The organism is Celerinatantimonas yamalensis, from assembly GCF_046054155.1.
GTDB classification, from domain to species: domain Bacteria; phylum Pseudomonadota; class Gammaproteobacteria; order Enterobacterales; family Celerinatantimonadaceae; genus Celerinatantimonas; species Celerinatantimonas yamalensis.
Window position 1 is genome coordinate 114,319 of the sequence record NZ_JBEQCT010000005.1, and the last position, 17,835, is coordinate 132,153.

Annotated in this window: 10 protein-coding genes and 2 pseudogenes; 6 read left to right on the forward strand and 6 right to left on the reverse strand. The window is 44.8% G+C overall.

Features of this window, described 5'->3' with window-relative positions:
* Positions 1–887: 887 nt before the first annotated feature.
* Positions 888–1,187, reverse strand: coding sequence for a putative quinol monooxygenase (locus ABUE30_RS11700; RefSeq protein WP_408623966.1), 300 nt, complete (start codon positions 1,185–1,187; stop codon positions 888–890).
* Positions 1,188–1,205: 18 nt separating this feature from the next.
* Entirely contained in the window at positions 1,206–1,796 is a 591-nt protein-coding gene (locus ABUE30_RS11705; RefSeq protein ID WP_408623967.1) for a malonic semialdehyde reductase, read from the reverse strand.
* A gap of 157 nt (positions 1,797–1,953) precedes the next feature.
* Between ABUE30_RS11705 and ABUE30_RS11710 the strand changes: the two genes are divergently transcribed.
* Both ABUE30_RS11710 and ABUE30_RS11715 read left to right on the forward strand, forming a co-directional pair.
* Positions 1,954–2,922: an AraC family transcriptional regulator gene (locus ABUE30_RS11710; protein ID WP_408623968.1), complete on the forward strand. Its 969-nt coding sequence runs from the start codon at positions 1,954–1,956 to the stop codon at positions 2,920–2,922.
* A gap of 161 nt (positions 2,923–3,083) precedes the next feature.
* Positions 3,084–3,359, forward strand: a pseudogene (locus tag ABUE30_RS11715) (transposase); the annotation flags it as partial.
* Positions 3,360–3,478: 119 nt separating this feature from the next.
* Here ABUE30_RS11715 and ABUE30_RS11720 read toward each other — a convergent pair.
* Both ABUE30_RS11720 and ABUE30_RS11725 read right to left on the reverse strand, forming a co-directional pair.
* On the reverse strand, positions 3,479–3,607 hold the full coding sequence (locus ABUE30_RS11720; protein WP_408623969.1) for a transposase: 129 nt from the start codon (positions 3,605–3,607) through the stop codon (positions 3,479–3,481).
* A gap of 130 nt (positions 3,608–3,737) precedes the next feature.
* Positions 3,738–4,631: a LysR family transcriptional regulator gene (locus tag ABUE30_RS11725; protein WP_408623970.1), complete on the reverse strand. Its 894-nt coding sequence runs from the start codon at positions 4,629–4,631 to the stop codon at positions 3,738–3,740.
* Between the two features lie 149 nt (positions 4,632–4,780).
* Here ABUE30_RS11725 and ABUE30_RS11730 point away from each other — a divergent pair, with 149 nt between their 5' ends.
* The 3 genes from ABUE30_RS11730 to ABUE30_RS11740 all read left to right on the forward strand — a co-directional run bounded on the left by ABUE30_RS11730 (position 4,781) and on the right by ABUE30_RS11740 (position 6,974).
* Positions 4,781–5,536: an SDR family NAD(P)-dependent oxidoreductase gene (locus ABUE30_RS11730; RefSeq protein ID WP_408623971.1), complete on the forward strand. Its 756-nt coding sequence runs from the start codon at positions 4,781–4,783 to the stop codon at positions 5,534–5,536.
* A 679-nt stretch (positions 5,537–6,215) separates the two neighbouring features.
* Positions 6,216–6,704: a lipid-binding SYLF domain-containing protein gene (locus tag ABUE30_RS11735; RefSeq protein WP_408624127.1), complete on the forward strand. Its 489-nt coding sequence runs from the start codon at positions 6,216–6,218 to the stop codon at positions 6,702–6,704.
* Between the two features lie 111 nt (positions 6,705–6,815).
* Complete coding sequence (locus tag ABUE30_RS11740) at positions 6,816–6,974, forward strand: DUF3309 family protein (protein ID WP_408623972.1); 159 nt, start codon at positions 6,816–6,818, stop codon at positions 6,972–6,974.
* A 96-nt stretch (positions 6,975–7,070) separates the two neighbouring features.
* On the opposite strand, the pseudogene ABUE30_RS11745 reads toward ABUE30_RS11740, so the two are convergent.
* Together ABUE30_RS11745 and ABUE30_RS11750 are read right to left on the reverse strand one after the other, a co-directional pair.
* Positions 7,071–7,638: pseudogene (locus tag ABUE30_RS11745) on the reverse strand (transposase).
* A 291-nt stretch (positions 7,639–7,929) separates the two neighbouring features.
* Positions 7,930–8,736, reverse strand: a complete 807-nt coding sequence (locus ABUE30_RS11750) for a PRC-barrel domain-containing protein (protein ID WP_408623973.1) — start codon at positions 8,734–8,736, stop codon at positions 7,930–7,932.
* 306 nt (positions 8,737–9,042) lie between these two features.
* Here ABUE30_RS11750 and ABUE30_RS11755 point away from each other — a divergent pair, with 306 nt between their 5' ends.
* A complete protein-coding gene (locus tag ABUE30_RS11755) occupies positions 9,043–17,811 on the forward strand; it encodes a GH36-type glycosyl hydrolase domain-containing protein (RefSeq protein WP_408624128.1) in 8,769 nt (2,922 codons plus the stop codon).
* Positions 17,812–17,835 lie beyond the last annotated feature (24 nt).

Here is a 17,835-nt window from a genome sequence, read left to right on the forward strand (position 1 = left end):
CACTACCTTTTCCTCTAGCCTTGGTGTTCTGCCGAGTTATTTTTATAAGGATTCAAAGCCCTTTTCGTGAGGGCTTTCATCGCTACTGTGCTCAGCTTTCAGTCATTGAGCTTTGGTGATCGTTGACTAGCATTGGCCTCGCTAACTACGCAGAGAGCGCTTAGCCATTTGTGAGGCTTGGTTTATAGACAACCGCACAGCTTTTACCAGCTTGTTTGGCAAATTACATTGCTGTATCGGCGTCTTTGATTGCTCAGTCACCTGAATACAAAAAATGACGAAGTCGTTGAGTTATTACCCCCACAAAGTCGAGCACCACCTCAGATAAGTCTGTTTGCATAAAAGTCGTTCATCATCATAAGCAATATTCAGAGCTGGTTTACACAACAGCGGGAAGCGCTTTTTCTGAATTATGTAAAAACAGTTGATTAATAGACGAAAAATAGCCGACTTTCACTCCCTTAAGAATATTAAACAGATGTCAATATGGAAAATATGAGGGGGCATGTATTTTGATTTTAGGAAAAATGACGTTTTATTTTACCTATACTCCCTAGCCTCTGCGGGCATGATGAGAAAAGCCGGCTTTCAGGTTATTGATACCTTTCATGACTCAGACAAAAGATCATCAGGCTCAAGAAATACCGCCATTTTACAATGCAAAATACGTTAACCGTTCTGCCAAAGTGCAAGGAAATCCCATAGTGAATCTCAGTATCCGAACTGCCATCCTCGAAGACTTTGAGTCTATTCAAGCCGTTATCAATCGTTCAACTCGTGAGCTTCAGCGTAGGTTTCATGAGGAGTCAGATGGAAAATAGTATCGTTTTTCATCTGCCCCCAAATTACTGAAAATCTGACTTGCTACAAAGAAGCTAAAACGGATATTAATCCATTAGTGATCTCTCATTAGCGGCATCATATTTCATGACGTCACTCTTCAATCGGTTCATCCACTTATCAAAGAATGCTGTCATCTCGGGTGTTCCTAAATGGTCATTCAGTGAAGCCTGATCTTGCCAGCGCTCTATGGCTACAATACGACCTGCAATAGCATCTTCAACAACAATATTGTAAAACAAACACCCTTTTTCTGCTCTCGTACTCGAAGTAATCTTTCGGATATCCTCGACAAATTCATTTACATCTTCTGGTTTTAAATGGACATAGCCCGTTAGAATAATCATTTATTTCTCCTTGTATGTTTATATAAATTGGCAAACTTCATCAAAGCTAAGACGTGGACCTCTTGCAAAGAGTTTTGAATCATCTCCATATCCCAACGTACAAAGAAAATTTGATTTTAGATCGGTTCCTGCAAAAAATGCCTTATCGACTCCAGCGTTATCAAATCCAGACATAGAATTTGTATCAAGACCTAATGCCCTTGCTGCCATAATCAGGTAAGCACCTTGAAGGGAGCTATTTCGAAAGGCGGTGTCAGAGCTTATTTTCGGATCGTTCTTAAAATAATCGGTCGTATCATAAGCCGGATAAAGCCTCTTAGCATTTGTATAAAATTTTTCGTCATAAGCAATAATGACGGTCACAGGAGCACTTTTCACTTGTTCAACATTGGAATCCATCAAGTAGGGATAAAGCTTTTCCTTTACCAATTCGGTTTGTACGAAAACAAATCGTGCGGGTGCCAAGTTGACGGAGGTTGGTGCCCATTTCATCACCTCATAAAGCTCGCGCAAAGTCTCTTGTGAAACCGGATGCTCAGTCCACGAGCGATGTGAGCGGGCCTTAGTAAATAGCAGCTCGATTGATTCATTTGGAATTGGATATCTCATTTAACTTCTCCTCGCTTCTGATGAGTCCAATATAAATGCTTTTAAAAGTACTATGAATGCCTAATAGTCTATATTTTCGGCTCAAAACGCCAAAAAATAAGATGAAAAGTGTTAATCATGGTATGGTTTTAATGATTCGATTTAGTTGGAGGGTTTTATGGATGTACTTGGGCAAGTAATGACTTTACTTAGAACAAAAGGCCATATCTATGGGCGTTTAGAAGCGCTTGGCGATTTTAGCATTCGATTTCCTTATGAAGTTGGTCACTGTCTTATCGTCACACGCGGTTCATGTTTTCTCGTTGTTGAAGGACAAAAACCTGTGGCTTTAGTGTCAGGAGATTTTGTCATTCTTCCAACCTCAAAATCTTTCTGTCTTAAAAGCAAACTCGAACTAAAAAGATCAACTGACATAACGCCAAAACAAGGCGAAGACTATGTGCAAACAGGTGTTCTCGCTTTTGGTAGTGGAGAAGGGCTGCCAGTATCAATGATCTCAGGATGCTTTAGTTTTGCTTTCGCCGAAAGCCGATTACTTACAGAATATCTTTCACCAATTATTCATTTAAAAGGTAATACACCGAATGCACCAATTGGAATCCAAACAATTTTACAGATGATTGAAAATGAAATCACTCAGGCACATCCAGGATCAACAACGGTCATTGATCGACTTTCTGAAGTGCTTCTGATTCATGCACTTCGAAATCATTTTGAATCATTATCTGAAAATAATCCAAGTTGGTTGAAAGCACTTGGAGATCCTCAAATTGGTAAATCATTAAGCCATATGCACGAAAAACCAGAGAGGACTTGGACGATCGAACAACTTGCAAAAAGTGTCGGTATGTCTAGGTCGGCCTTTGCTACCAAGTTTAAAATAGTGGTCGGCAAAACACCTCTTGAACATCTAACCGAGTGGAGAATGTTTAAAGCGGCAACGATGATAAGTGATCCCACCCCAATGAAAATCGAAGATATCGCGTTGGCAGTGGGATACGAGTCCGATAGAGCTTTTAGACAAGCTTTTCGAAAAATTATGGGCTCATCACCTCGCGAATATAAACAACGTAACCTGAACAAAGACATTAATGAATCTAATGGATATCATTCAACTCATGCATAGTTTAATAATTAGGGGCACATTGAAGCAGCATTGGAGTTGATTAGTGGTATTGATCTTCTTATACAGTCTAGAGGGTATTTTGTTGCCGTGTAGTGGCATAGTGAATTTTGCCACCTGAATAGAGATGTTAAGATATATCTCAGAAGCAAACAGGTGACTTTATGGCAAATCGTACAAGACGCACTTTTAGTGCAGAGTTTAAACTAGAAGCAGCACAATGAGTAACAAAGCATGGCTATTCGGTCAGCGAAGCAGCCAACGCAATGAACATAAGTAAATCGGCGATGGATCGTTGGGTTAGGTAACTAAAGCAAGAGCAACAAGGCATTGCGCCGAAAGCGTCTCCGCTGACGCTAGAACAAATAGAAATTCGTGAGCTCAAGAAGAGAATAGCCAATCTTGAGGAACACAATGATATTTTAAAAAAGGCTACTGGCCTCCTTTAGGATATATCTCTCCTGTTGCACACGTTTTAATTCACGCTGAAGCTGAGCTATTTGAGTTTGTAAATCTTGTTCATTTTCACGTTGTTTTGGGGGGGTGAGAATGTTTTAGTCTAAGCATATAAGGTTTTAGAACTGATCCCTAAACGCTCAGATACATCGTTGACAGAATAACCGTGCTTAATCACTTGATTGACGGCTTCTTGTTTAAATTCAGGTGTATAACGAGTGCCTTTACTCATGCTTGACTTCTTATGGTTTAAGTTACAATTTTTACCATAAAAAGTGTCTATAAGTCTCAGGCCTTACCAATAAGGCGTTTTTCACAATAGGTGTTTTTCAATAACTTGACCCAAAGCGCTGTGACTTTTATTACGTTGCTAGGGTGATTGATTGCAGCCAATCCATAAAGACAGTTAGGCGTTTGGTTGGTTGTCTTCGTGATGAATAGAGTAAAGACACCGGCATTGGCTCGGCTTCAAATTGAGGTAACACTGAAATAAGTAGCCCCTCTTTGATGAAGTCTTGCGCACCAATAACGGGGATTTGTGCAATGCCAAGCCCTGCTAAACAGGCATTTAAATAGGCGTCTGTGCCGTTTACCGCTAGGCTGCTTGGCATGGATTGTTGTTTCACTTTTTTGTCTTCCATGTACTCAAATTGTGCGTCGAGATTGCCTAGCGAATGGGAATATTCGATCAGCTTATGATTAGCTAACTCGTTAAGGCTTCGTGGAATGCCAAATTTTTTGATGTAGCTGGGTGACACACAGTTTAGACTTTTGTACTGCGTTAAGGGGCGAGCGATAAGGCTGCTGTCATCAAGAATACCTACTCGAATTACACAATCAATGCCCTCTTTAATCATGTCTACTCGATAATCCGCGCAGCTTATTTTTAGATGGATATTTGGGTATTTTTCGAAAAAGTCGGCCAAATGCGGAATGACAACTGTGGAGGCAAAACGGCTTGGCATGTCGACTCTCAGTATGCCTCGGACATCATTTGGATTACGTTGGAACTGACTTCCCAAAGCATCCAGTTCAGCCAGTAGGGTTTGGCATTGTGGCAAGTAGATTTCACCGTCTTGCGTTAAAGTGATATTGCGCGTACTGCGATGAAAAAGCCGCGTGCCTAATTCACTTTCAAGGCCTTGTATGGCACTGGATATGCTTGATTTTGGCAAGCCAAGTGCGTCTGCGGCTTTAGTAAAACTGCCAAATTGAGCAACCAATACAAAGCGCTGCATGGCTTCAAACTTGTCCATCTCTTCTACCTCTGTTCGTTTAATACGAACAATGCTATCACTTTTTGCTTATATATCGATCACAATAAATTATCTACTCTAAATAAGTACTAAGAGCCAGTGCAGCTTATAAGACTTAAAGATTCTTACACAATGAAATGGAGTAGACGATGAATAAATTAGCAATTATTACTGGTGGTAGCCGTGGTTTAGGAAGAAATAGTGCCTTAGCACTAGCGGACAAAGGTATAGACGTTATTTTCACTTACCACAGTAACGCTCAAGCTGCACAAGATGTGATTGAAGAGATTAAACAAAAAGGCCAAAAAGCCTTTTCTCTTCAATTGGATACGCGCGATTTTGATGCCATTCCTGAATTTGTTAGTCAGGTTGAGGGATTGTTAACCAATGAGTTTGCACGAAGCGATTTCGATTATTTGTTAAATAATGCTGGCACAGGTTTGCATGCAAGTGTTGAAGAAACCACTTATGAAGAGCTAGAAGATATGCTGGCGATCCATGTAAAAGGTCCTTTCTTTTTGACACAAGGTTTACTGCCAAAAATTAAAGACGGCGGTCATATTCTCAATATTTCTTCTGGTTTGGCGCGCTTTAGTTTGCCCGGCTCAAGTGCCTACGCGATGGCTAAAGGGGCGGTAGAAGTGATGACGCGTTACATGGCTAAAGAGTTCGCAAGCCGACAAATTCGGGTCAATACCTTGGCACCCGGCGCGATAGCAACAGATTTTCGTGGTGGAAATGTGCGAGACAATCAACAAATGAACCAGATGGTAGCATCCATTACCGCCTTAGGGCGTGTTGGCGAAGCGGATGATATTGGTAACGCGGTTGCCATGTTGCTCAGTGAAGGCAGCGGTTGGATTACGGGGCAACGCATTGAAGCATCGGGTGGTATGTTTCTTTAATAGGCGTTAAGAATAATCGAACATGCCATTGTCGTTATCATTGGATAGCTAGACTAATACTTTGGCGGGGGGATGGATTTTTCTACCTTAGTTATTCCAATACGAGCAGATGGGTGTTAGGTGTGAAAACACAAAGGCAGTTGGAAAAGTAAAGTATAGAATTTTCCAGCGAAAACTTAATGTTAAGGTGCGTGAGTATGCGTCTCATATTTTTACTGAAACAGTTGTGAATGGAGCCATCGACAAGGCTGGGTGAAAAGCGTTTAGTTGGCTGTTTAAATACATTTCTAGTCATAATGTGGCTTGCTAGACCATTAATATGGTAGTTCCTGTTACTCAAGGGGCTCAAGGTGAAAAGATGAGTTTGGCATCCCCTGTTGGCGAGCGGCGAGCCGCGCTCAAATGACCATTGGGTGTTCGTTTTATGGGGACCAGCCTTTAATTTGCTAGATACTTTTTCTGATTTCAAGGGCCCTCTATGGGCAATAAATCACATTCAACATGTATATAATTTGTCCGCTCTGTACGCTAGAGTACAGAGAATTATTTTACATTTCTTTACTCTTTTATTTGATAACAATGTTTCCATCATCAAACATGAAGAGGAATGACTATGTTAAATCTGAGGAAAAGACTACTACTCATCACGGCCATCATTGTAACATTTTTAACTCTTGGTATGAGTGCGCATGCGGCGACTGCTGAAGATTTAAACAATGACGCTATCCAGTCACTTAAGATTCTCTATAAATCAAATCCTGCGGCGCTGGATGTTTCCAAACGAGCTAAAGCGGTTTTGGTATTTCCTAGTATCATCAAAGCTGGTCTAGTTTTTGGCGGTAGTTACGGCGAAGGCGTATTGTTAGAAAATGATCAACCCAAAGATTATTACAACTCAGTGACCGGTTCTTGGGGCTTACAAGCAGGCGCTCAATCATACGGTTATGCGATATTTTTTATGAATGATAAGGCGATTAAGTATCTTGAAAAATCCCATGGTTGGGAAATAGGCGTGGGCCCAACGGTTGTTGTTGTTACCGAAGGTATTGCGAAAAACTTATCGTCATCAACGCTTAAAGATGATGCTTACGCATTCATTTTTGATCAGACAGGTCTGATGATAGGTGTCAGTATTGAAGGGACCAAAATTTCGCTTATCAAGCGTTAGAAGGTTTTGTGCGCTATGACATTTATCTTGCATAGCGCCTTTCTAAGGCATCTTTTGTGATCCTACAAAGCCTATTCTTGAATAGGTATATCGTTATAGGGGAAATACACCATGGGTTTAGGAACTATACTTTTAATCGTGCTCATACTCATGCTTATTGGCGTGATACCGGCTTGGCCGCATAGCCGATCTTGGGGATATGCACCAACGGGTGGCATTGGATTCATTTTGCTCATTGTATTGATTTTGTTCTTAATGGGCAAAATTTAGTCAAACTCATAGAGCAAGAGTCAGTGGCAAAGTTATAATGATACGATGGTGAGCGATTGACCGTATAACAGAGACTACGGCGTCAATAGTTAATTTTTAGCCGTATTTATATCCCACAGCACCGTCTCTAAGCATGGAATTTAGTATGGCCACCATCTTTCTGACGCAGGCAATAATGGCGACTTTTTTTGGTTTTCCGGCCTCAAGAAGTCGCTGATAAGTGGCTTTAAAAATGGGGTTACTTTGAATTGCTGACATCATCACCATGAACAATATCGTTCTGACCTAGTGACGCCCACCTTGGATAATTCGTTTGCCTTTATATCGGCCACTTTCTTTTGTAATGGGGGCGACTCCGATAAGTGAAGCTGCTTGTTTGTTGGTGATGTACCCTAATTCTGGAACGTTACTGATGATGGAAGTCGGAGTGGTTTTCCCAATGCTAGTCATGTTTTGAAGAATGTCATTTTTAGCTTTTCTACCGATGGCTCCAGCAAACTTGTTGATATGGAGCGGGTTGGCGATGACGTAGGGAGGTTTCGCATCAGCACATGCTTATCTTGGAAACAGAAAAATAAATGTCGAGTGGACAGATATAGATATCGAACTGTGATTTGCTGGTATCAACGCTGACATGAATGTTTTGAGGTGTGTTTGTATTCATAATAAGCTAACTTTGCATTGCAAAATGTGGGTTCGAGACCCAGAAGACTATTCGAGTGTGTTGCTTGGAGTGCTATGTAGCGTTCTTACTTGTTACCGGTCTCTCGATGGAGATGCCAACGTTCAATTGAACTGCTACATAGAGATCTTTTGTTGCAGCGAAAGCCTGGGTTTCACTTTACCCTAAGTTTGTTACTTATTATCCATACCAGCGGTTCGACCGATCCCGCTGGTCGCAATGTTGATATGACTCGAGTCCATATGGCTCACCACATTAGTTTTAATTGTTATTTTATTTTTTTTCGCGGGTCCAATAACCGGTTAATCCGTAGTGCTCGTAAATAGCCTGCTCATGCTGGTGGTTAAGCTGTTCAGTCGAATGGTATTCAGGCGCATCTTGTATCTTTTGCCGACTCAGATCGACTGAGACGGAGCAATCGAGCCATTGTACTTGGTCGATCCATTCTGGAGAAATCAACACATTGTGTTTTCCCCACCAACTGCTAGTATCAACAACGAAATAGCGCACCGCCCAAGTACTCTCTTCGACTAATAAACCTGATATATGCCCAATATCGCCGTCATTAGCGTGAATATGATAGCCGATGATGGCTTTGCAGCTACGCAGATTTGGATCGTCGTTTTGCTGTGCTTCGAGTTCAGTCTTGTCGTCAATGATGTGGGTGTTATTGGGATTCGCTTGTTCATATAAGAAATTGGTATAGCCTGGATACAGCATATATGGGTACATGCCAACACCCCATAAACAATCTTCTCCCCAATAGTAAGGATACCCGTAGAAGTCGAGATAATTCATTTCGTGTTGTCGAGAGACGGGTTTATCTGTATCGATGTCGGGGCTGTTTTTAACCTGATCTGTAGTCATCTGTGCTGGAAGGGTTTTTTCTTTCCAGTTTGGCTTTTGGAGGCTAATGGGCGAAATTAATACCTTGCGGTTTGATAACCAAGTTCCTGTTTCGACGACGAAATAACGGATCACCCATGTTAAGTCATCAAACAGAAAGTCTTTGACGTTGCCAACACTGCCATCGCTGGCAACGACTGTGTAATTTTCTAAGTCCTTTATGCTGCGTAACATCGGTAGTCCTCTTTTTTAGTTGGTAGTTCACATTCAAATGTAACCTTTGATATCGCGAATTTGGATGATGCATTGTCTTATGAGGTATGCGCTAAGTTAATCGCCATTTTGGCACTAAGTGACTGATAATAACGCTTGCTCGTTACCCTTCTTAAAGCCTAATCCGCTTAATGCCTGTCGTCAGTGCGCTGGCGAACAGACCTAGAATGTCTCTATCCAATAGTATGAAATGGCGAGGCTAGACTTCCGATATCGCCCTTAATGCCAGCTTAGTCTTGCAATTCACATAAGGACGTTCAGATGACAATGCTACGCGCTATTTATTCAATATTAGGTCGGTCGACTTCTTATTCACCTTGGCATAATGTCGTGCCAGTTCGGGAGGAGTTGTTTGGTTTAGAGCGGCTTGAAGAGCATGCGATTAGTTTGGCAAAAGCCCAACATGTTGGTGATTCAGTGCCTAGGGTATTGTCGTTACATAAGCGTTTAAATGACAACGCTACATCATTGTTAGCCTCTTATCGCGAAAGCGCCGCACAGTTAGAGGCTGGGAACAGTGTTGTTCCTGCAGCCGAGTGGTTGTTGGATAATTATCATTTGGTGGAGGAGCAACTTCGCGAGATTCGAGATGATCTTCCAGTTGGCTATTATCGTCAATTACCTAAACTATCGTCAGGACCTTTTGCTGGTTACCCACGGGTATTTGGATTAGCTTGGGCGTTCGTGGCCCACACCGATAGTTATATTGACCCAGAAATACTGATCCACTTTATTCGTGCCTATCAGAGCGTACAACCACTGACCATTGGTGAGCTATGGGCGGTGGCGATTACCTTACGAATTGTGTTGATTGAAAACCTACGCCGTCTGGCCGATCAAATTGCGGTTGGACGTAAAGCTCGCAATGACGCCGATCAACTGACAGAACGACTTTTAGTTGATGGGTGTGCTCATTCCGCGTTGCAAGAAGATATCGCATCGCGCTCATCAACCCCATTATCTGAAGTTTTCGCCGCTCAGTTGGCTAAGCGTTTACGCGACCAAGACCCAAAAAACACACCCACGTTAGATTGGTTGGAGCAGCGTCTTAAATCGCAAGGACTCTCTGTTGAGGAAGCCGTACAACATGCACAGCAACGCCAAGGAGCATCTAACGTCAGCATCCGCAATGTGATTACCAGCATGCGTTTGATTTCAGACATTGATTGGTCTGAGCTGTTTGAAAAAGTGAGCCTTGTCGATCAAGAATTCTGTCGCTATAGCCTATTTGCCAAAATGGACTTCCCAACGCGTAATTTGTATCGCAGTGCCGTAGAACAGCTAGCGCGAGGTTGTGATTTTTCTGACATTGAAATCGCTCAACGTGCTGTGCAAATGGCCAAAGAAAGCCTTAATCATGATGAGCAAGCAGAAGAGGCGAAACACCCAGAAATGGATCGTATTGAAAAAGAGCGCCTAAGCGATCCGGGGTATTATCTTATTGATCAAGGACGGCTTGATTTAGAAGCATTGCTGCACTACAAGCCAACATGGCGTTTAAAAATTAGACGCCTTCATGTTCGATTGGGCGTAGCGGGTTATAGTGGTTCCATCGCTGTGGTGGCATTGGCGTTGTTAGGGGGGGCTTCTTTATTCCCTAATTTCTTAACGCTTTCTGCCATACAGTGGTCGTTTTGGGTGCTTATTGGTTTTATACCGGCGACAGAGGTGGCCTTTGCCATTGTTAACCGTTTAGTGACGTGGCGATTTGGCGCTCAAATTCTTCCGGGATTGGAGCTGAAATTGGGTGTTCCATCGTCCTTACGCACCTTGATTGCGGTGCCGACCGTGCTGACGTGTGAATCTGATTTGTTAGAACAAATCGAACGTCTAGAAGTTCATTATTTAAGCGGCATCGATGGTGATATTAGTTTTGCCTTATTAACCGATAACGTGGATGCCGACCACGAAACTTTAGAAAACGATGCGGCATTGCTGGCATTGGCGGCGAAAGAAATCGAACGATTAAATGCGCGCTATCCTTATGGGGACAGTGAAGGGATGAGCGCTCGTGCAGCGCGCTTTATACTTTTGCATCGTCGTCGACAGTTTAACCCTAGTGAAGAAGTGTGGATGGGATGGGAGCGTAAACGTGGCAAATTACACGAACTGAATCGACTGCTGCGCGGTGCAAAGGATACCAGTTTTGTCGCGGTGAATGGTATTCCTCCGAGTGTACCGAGTGATGTTCGCTATGTGATTACGTTGGACGCCGATACCCGTTTACCCAGAGGAGCTGCGCTACGGTTGGTGGGGAAGATGGCTCATCCGTTAAATCGTCCCTGTTTAGATCTCGATAAGCAGCGAGTCGTTGCCGGTTATGGGGTGCTTCAACCTAGGGTGACGCCGTCATTATCGATAGGTTCAGAGGGATCTTTCTACCAACGTGTTTTTTCAGCGCCAGGGGGGATTGATCCCTATACCGCCGCAATTTCTGACGTCTATCAAGACTTATTTGAGGAAGGCTCGTTTACTGGCAAAGGCATTTACGATGTAGACATCTTCGAAGCCGCACTCGCGGGGCGTGTTGTCGATAACACGATGCTCAGCCATGATTTATTTGAAGGCATTTTTGTGCGTGCAGGTTTGGTGTCTGACATCGAAGTGGTTGAGGAGTTTCCAGCGCGCTACGATGTGGCGGTTAAGCGTCAGCATCGCTGGACACGAGGCGACTGGCAGTTGTTGCCTTGGATTGTTGCAAAACAGTCTAATAATCAGAGCATCACATGTTTAGGCCGTTGGAAATTACTGGATAATTTGCGACGTTCGCTGGTGGCGCCAATGACGCTGTTAGCATTGGTCCTGTGCTGGCTTTTGCCCCCGTTGGCTGCATTATGGGTGAGCTGTTTGTTGTTGGCCAGCATTGCTATTCCGGCTTTTATTCCTTGTTGTTTTTCGTTGATTCCCCATCACTCCGGCGTTAATACTCGTAATCATTTGCGCCTCTGGCTAGGCGATTTACGGCTTGCATTAAATCAGGTGTTTCTTTGTGTGGCGTTTCTTCCTGATCAAAGCTTTCGAACCTTGGATGCCATTAGCCGCACGCTTATTCGCTTATGGATCACCCATCATCATTGTTTAGAATGGATAACCGCTGCCCATTGCAATGGTACGCCCCGTCTTAGATGGTTGGGTTTTTACCGAATGATGCTAGGCGGATGCTTACTCAGCCTAGCTGTGTGTGGCGCAGCACTGTTAGTGAATCCTATGGTTTGGTTAGTGATTACTCCATTTGCGCTGCTTTGGTGTATGGCACCTATATTGGCATTTTGGGTGAGTCGCCCTCCTGTTATTGTGATTGATGATAAGCTAAATGGCGGCACTAAATCGTTACGACTGACAGCGAGACGAACTTGGCGTTATTTTGAAACCTTTGTCACGCCTGCTGAGAATATGTTGCCACCGGACAATTTTCAGGAAGATCCAGAACCGATGATTGCCCATCGAACGTCTCCGACCAATATTGGTTTGTATCTTTTGTCTTGCGCCGCGGCACGTGATTTTGGGTGGGCTGGCTTGGTAGAGACCATTGAACGATTAGAAGCCACGTTTGCCAGCTTAGACAAACTTTCTAAATATAAAGGGCATCTGTTTAATTGGTACGATACTCAGACATTACAGTCACTATCGCCTGATTATATTTCTTCGGTCGACAGTGGTAATTTTGCCGGTCACCTAATTGCTCTGGCGAACGCTTGCGATGAATGGCGAGATTTGTCGGCGCTAAACCCCATTGATGCCGATCTATCCGTTCGTGCTGGCTTTATGGATAACCTTGAATTGGCGCGAGCCATTGTCGCGGTTGTTTCTCCTTTGATAAGCGCTTCTACTGTGGCTAGTGCAACTCAGGGCAAAGAGGTTGAGCATCCATTGCGGATGGCTATAGATGATATTGTTGAGCAATTTAATAGTGGAACTGCAATTAGTATCTTGTCTCCGATCTTGATTAGATTGAGCGCGAGAACTATCCAATTGGTGAAAGAACAATCGCTCGGTGTTATTGACGGCCTGTTACCTGAGCGCTCTGAAGATTTTATTTTTTGGATGACTGCGGCACAAAGTGTGATGGTAGAGCAACAACGAGACAAACTTGAATGGCTTAATAGCTCCGATTTTATGATCACCCGATTGAACCGACTTGCTCAAAAAGCACGCGATATGGCGCAAGCGATGGATTTCTCTTTTTTGATTGATCCGGAAAGGAAACTTTTGTCAATTGGCTTTTCCCTCACCGAAAACAGCCTTGATCCAAGTTGCTATGATTTACTTGCCTCAGAAGCAAGGCTAGCCAGTTTGTTTGCTATTGCTAAAGGTGATGTTGTCACCAAACATTGGTTTCGTCTAGGACGCTTGGCGACTCCACTGGGGAATGGATCAGCACTTATTTCTTGGTCTGGATCGATGTTTGAGTATTTGATGCCTTCATTGATCATGCGGGCGCCAACAGGTAGCTTGCTGGAACAGACAAATCGTCTAATTGTACAAAGACAACAAGATTATGGGCGATTATTGGGTATTCCGTGGGGGGTGTCTGAGTCAGCCTATAATGCACGCGATATTGAATTTACTTACCAGTATTCAAACTTTGGCGTGCCAGGGCTTGGCCTCAAACGTGGGTTGGCAGAAAACACGGTGATCGCCCCTTATGCGACGGGACTGGCGACCATGGTGGACCCAAAAGCCGCGGTGTTGAATTATCATCGGTTACAGGCCATGGGTGCGGGTGGGCGTTTTGGTTTTTACGAAGCCCTCGATTTTACGCGATCCAGACTGCCTGTTGACAGTGAAGTCGCCATTGTTCGTAGTTTTATGGCACATCATCAGGGCATGACGATAGTGGCGATCGCGAACACTTTACATAAAGGAGTGTTCAGACAGCGGTTTCATCAAGAGCCGATGATCCAAGCCTGTGAATTGTTGCTTCAAGAGCGCATGCCAAGGGATGTGTGTATGAGCCATCCGCGAGCAGAAGAAGTGAAAACGTACGCGTTTAATGAACCAGAAAATACACCCAAAGTGCGCCGTTTGAGTGCCACAGCCAGTGGGTCGCCAGTCACTCATCTATTGTCGAATGGACGATACGTGGTGATGCTTACCGCCACTGGTGCAGGTTACAGCCGTTGGCGTGATATTGCGGTGACCCGTTGGCTAGAAGATACAACGTGCGACCAATTTGGCAGTTTTATTTTTCTACGCGATACCCACACCGAACAACTTTGGTCTAGCACGGCACACCCATTGGGCGGCGAAGATCGTTATTTATCTGGGGTGTTTGAGGAGGATTATGCTGAATTTGTGCGCCATGATGGCAGTTTAACGACAACGACCAATGTGCTGGTATCCGGGGAAGATGATGGTGAAGTTCGACGCGTTTCACTCAGCAATAATGGTCGTGGTGCGCGTGAGATAGAGCTGACATCTTATAGTGAACTGGTTTTAACAACGCCGGCAACAGATAATGCCCATCCTGCGTTTGCAAAAATGTTTGTGCAAACACAATACCTTGCTGAGTACGGCGCTCTTATTGCAACTCGGCGCAAACGTACTGCCCAGGAACCTTCGATTTGGGCGGCTCATTTTGCCATTGTGGAGGGTGAAGTAACCGCCGACCCTCAATACGAGACTAACCGAGCTTTATTTATTGGGCGAGGGAATTCCATCACGACTGCGACTGCATTTGAGCCGACTAACACCCAGCAAGGGCGTTGTGATCCGACTCATCCTGATTTATCAAGTGCTACTCTATCCAATACGGTTGGTACGGTTCTCGATCCTATTTTTTCACTGCGTTATCGTGTCAATGTCCCTGCTGGCAAGGTTGTTCGAGTGGCATTTTGGACGATGGTTGCCTCGTCTAGGGAGGCGTTATTAGCGTTAATCGACAGACACCATGATCGCAGTGCTTATGATCGTGCTAAAACCTTGGCTTGGACGCAGGCGCAAGTACAATTACGCCATCTTGATATTAGTTCGGTAGAAGCGGCTGGTTTTCAGCGTATTGCTGCGCCAATTTTGTACGCCGATCCTCGTTTTAGGGTCGCCGCGAAGGTGATTGTTCGCGGTATTGATTGTCAATCAATGCTTTGGACTCATTCCATTAGCGGGGATTTGCCAATTGTATTATTGCGTATTGATGATGTGGAAGACATCGATCAAGTGAAACAACTCTTGCGCGCCCACGAGTATTGGCGCATGAAACGCCTTGCCGTGGATTTAGTGATTATCAACGAACATGCCTCTTCTTATATTCAAGAGTTGCAGGTTGCCATTGAAACGGCTGTTCGTCGGAGCCAGTCACGTCCGCGTTTTATCGATAAATTCAATATCGAGCATGTCAAAGGTGCGGTGCATATGCTGCGAACGGATTTAGTCGAAGCCAATATTCGCGACTTGCTTTGTGCTGTGGCGCGTGTGGTACTGATTGCTCGGCGTGGACCGATTGCTAAACAGATTAGCCGATTGGCACCGGTCTCTAATTGGCATCAGTCAGCGCCATCTTTTGGACAACTTACCCGAATGGGACGATTAGCCCGAAGCAATGCAATGCCACCGATAAAATCGATGGATGGGTCTGCTGGACCGACGTCTTATGTTGATCCTAAAGTGGCTTCGTTAAAAAACACCTTAGAGTTTTTCAATGGGTTAGGCGGCTTTGGCCTCGGTGGTCGTGAATATACAGTCATTTTAAATAATGGTGCGTTGACACCTGCACCTTGGATTAATGTGATCGCCAACCCCCACTTTGGTTTTAATGTGGCGGCTGAAGGTGGCGGTTATACTTGGTCGGAAAATAGTCGTGAAAATCAATTGACGCCTTGGTGTAACGATCCAGTCTCGAATCCTTCTGGTGAGGCGTTGTATATACGAGACGAAGAAACATTGGCGCTGTTTAGCGTCACCGCGCAACCCAAGTTGAAGTCCAATACGGGCGCTTTTATTGCGCATCATGGGCGAGGTTATAGTCGGTTCGAGCATCAAGTCGATGGATTAGCCTTAGCCTTATTGCAATTTGTGCCCTTGGCTGACCCTATCAAAATTTCGCGCCTGACGTTGCACAATGGATCTAATCGCCATCGTCGACTGTCGATTACCGCTTATACCGAGTGGGTTTTAGGCACTTCTCGCAGTGCCTCAGGGCCGTTTATCACCACTGAACTGGATGGGGAATCTAATACTATTTTGGTTCAAAACCCATGGGGCGTTGCCTTTCCTGGCCGAGTCGCTTTTGCTGACATGGGCGGAGAGCAATCGTCGTGGACGACCGATCGCAGTGAGTTTTTAGGCCGGCATGGCAATATGAATGCGCCAGCCTCTTTGCTTAGCGACAATGCCCTTTCAGGGACCCTAGGCGCAGGGCATGATCCCTGTACAGCTCAGCAAGTTGTTATTGGTTTAGCGCCGAATCAATCGCTCGATGTGGTGATGTTTATCGGTCAGTGTGCTTCCAAACAAGAGGCTTCGGATTTGGTCACTCGTTATCGTCAAGCTGACTTAGATCAGATGCTTGATGACGTGATCAATTATTGGGATACCTTGTTAGGTGCGGTACAGGTTAAAACCCCTGAACGTAGCATGGACATCATGCTCAACGGTTGGCTTTTGTATCAAACGGTGGCGTGTCGGATGTGGGCGCGTTCGGGGTTTTATCAAGCGAGTGGTGCGTATGGTTTTCGCGATCAATTGCAAGATGGTCTGTCATTGACGTTTCGCCGGCCTGATCTCACCAGAGCGCATATCTTGCGTGCAGCCGGTCGACAATTTGTAGCGGGTGACGTGCAGCATTGGTGGTTACCTCACAGCGGACAAGGTGTGCGTACGCATATTTCAGACGATAGAGTGTGGTTGACGTTTGCCACGGCAAGTTATATTCAAACCTCAGGCGACGTGTCTATTTTAGACGAAGAGATATCATTTATTGACGGCCCATTATTGGAAGACGATCAGCACGATGCCTATTTTCAAGCGATGGTATCGGATGAGTCGGCGAGCTTATTGGAGCATTGTGCTCGCGGCTTAGATCAATGTTTAGCGCTCACAGGCATCAATGGCTTGCCTTTGATGGGGACAGGTGACTGGAACGATGGTATGAATCGTGTGGGAGAAGGCGGTCAAGGGGAAAGTGTATGGCTGGGCTGGCTATTGATCCGTACTATTGATTTATTTGTTCCTCTGCTGAAAGAAAAAGGGGAACGTGGACGCAAACAGCGTTGGGTCGCCCACGCCAGTAAGATCAGACAAGCAATTGAAGAGAAGGCGTGGGATGGCCAGTGGTATCGACGAGCCAGCTTTGACGACGGCAGTTGGCTTGGCTCAAAAGAAAACGATGAATGCCAGATTGATTCCATCGCGCAGTCTTGGGCCGTGCTCTCGCAAGCCGCAAATCCTGAGCGAGCCGCGCAAGCGATGGCCGCGATTGAGCAATGGTTGATTCAGCCGAAACAAAAACTGGCCTTGTTATTTACACCCCCGTTTGACAAAACCACCCATGACCCTGGCTATATTAAAGGCTATCCGCCCGGTTTGCGGGAAAACGGTGGTCAGTATAGTCATGCGGCGATGTGGGCTATTTTGGCCTATACCAAGCTCGGTGATGGGAACAAAGCTTTCGACTTGTTTCATTTGCTTAACCCGATTAATCACGCGCTTAATGCTGAAGATGCTGAGTGTTACAAGGTAGAACCTTATGTCGTGGCGGCCGATGTATATTCTGTTGCACCGCATGTTGGCCGCGGGGGATGGACGTGGTATAGCGGCGCGTCCGGCTGGATGTATCAAGCTGGAATGGAAGGGATTCTAGGTATTCATCGCGAGGGTAACGAACTGACCATTCAGCCATGTATTCCGTCACATTGGCCTGGATTTGAGGCTACGGTAAAAGTCCAAGCGAGTGACTATGCTATCACTGTGAATCAGTTACCTCACAACGGTGAAAAAAATATGACTGCCATCCTCGATGGTATGACAATTCAACCATTAAACCGTATTATTCGGGTACCACTCGATGGCAAAAACCATAAGTTAATGATTACTATTTGAAGTGGCGAGGGAAGCTAAGTCAAA

What these genes read in the sequence shown, in the direction of transcription:
- ABUE30_RS11720 (WP_408623969.1), bottom strand. Translation starts at nt 3,607, where the DNA reads ATGAGTAAAGGCACTCGTTATACACCTGAATTTAAACAAGAAGCCGTC.
- ABUE30_RS11705 (WP_408623967.1), bottom strand. Translation starts at nt 1,796, where the DNA reads ATGAGATATCCAATTCCAAATGAATCAATCGAGCTGCTATTTACTAAG.
- ABUE30_RS11700 (WP_408623966.1), bottom strand. Translation starts at nt 1,187, where the DNA reads ATGATTATTCTAACGGGCTATGTCCATTTAAAACCAGAAGATGTAAAT.
- ABUE30_RS11755 (WP_408624128.1), top strand. Translation starts at nt 9,043, where the DNA reads ATGCTACGCGCTATTTATTCAATATTAGGTCGGTCGACTTCTTATTCA.
- ABUE30_RS11725 (WP_408623970.1), bottom strand. Translation starts at nt 4,631, where the DNA reads ATGGACAAGTTTGAAGCCATGCAGCGCTTTGTATTGGTTGCTCAATTT.
- ABUE30_RS11750 (WP_408623973.1), bottom strand. Translation starts at nt 8,736, where the DNA reads ATGTTACGCAGCATAAAGGACTTAGAAAATTACACAGTCGTTGCCAGC.
- ABUE30_RS11730 (WP_408623971.1), top strand. Translation starts at nt 4,781, where the DNA reads ATGAATAAATTAGCAATTATTACTGGTGGTAGCCGTGGTTTAGGAAGA.
- ABUE30_RS11740 (WP_408623972.1), top strand. Translation starts at nt 6,816, where the DNA reads ATGGGTTTAGGAACTATACTTTTAATCGTGCTCATACTCATGCTTATT.
- ABUE30_RS11735 (WP_408624127.1), top strand. Translation starts at nt 6,216, where the DNA reads ATGAGTGCGCATGCGGCGACTGCTGAAGATTTAAACAATGACGCTATC.
- ABUE30_RS11710 (WP_408623968.1), top strand. Translation starts at nt 1,954, where the DNA reads ATGGATGTACTTGGGCAAGTAATGACTTTACTTAGAACAAAAGGCCAT.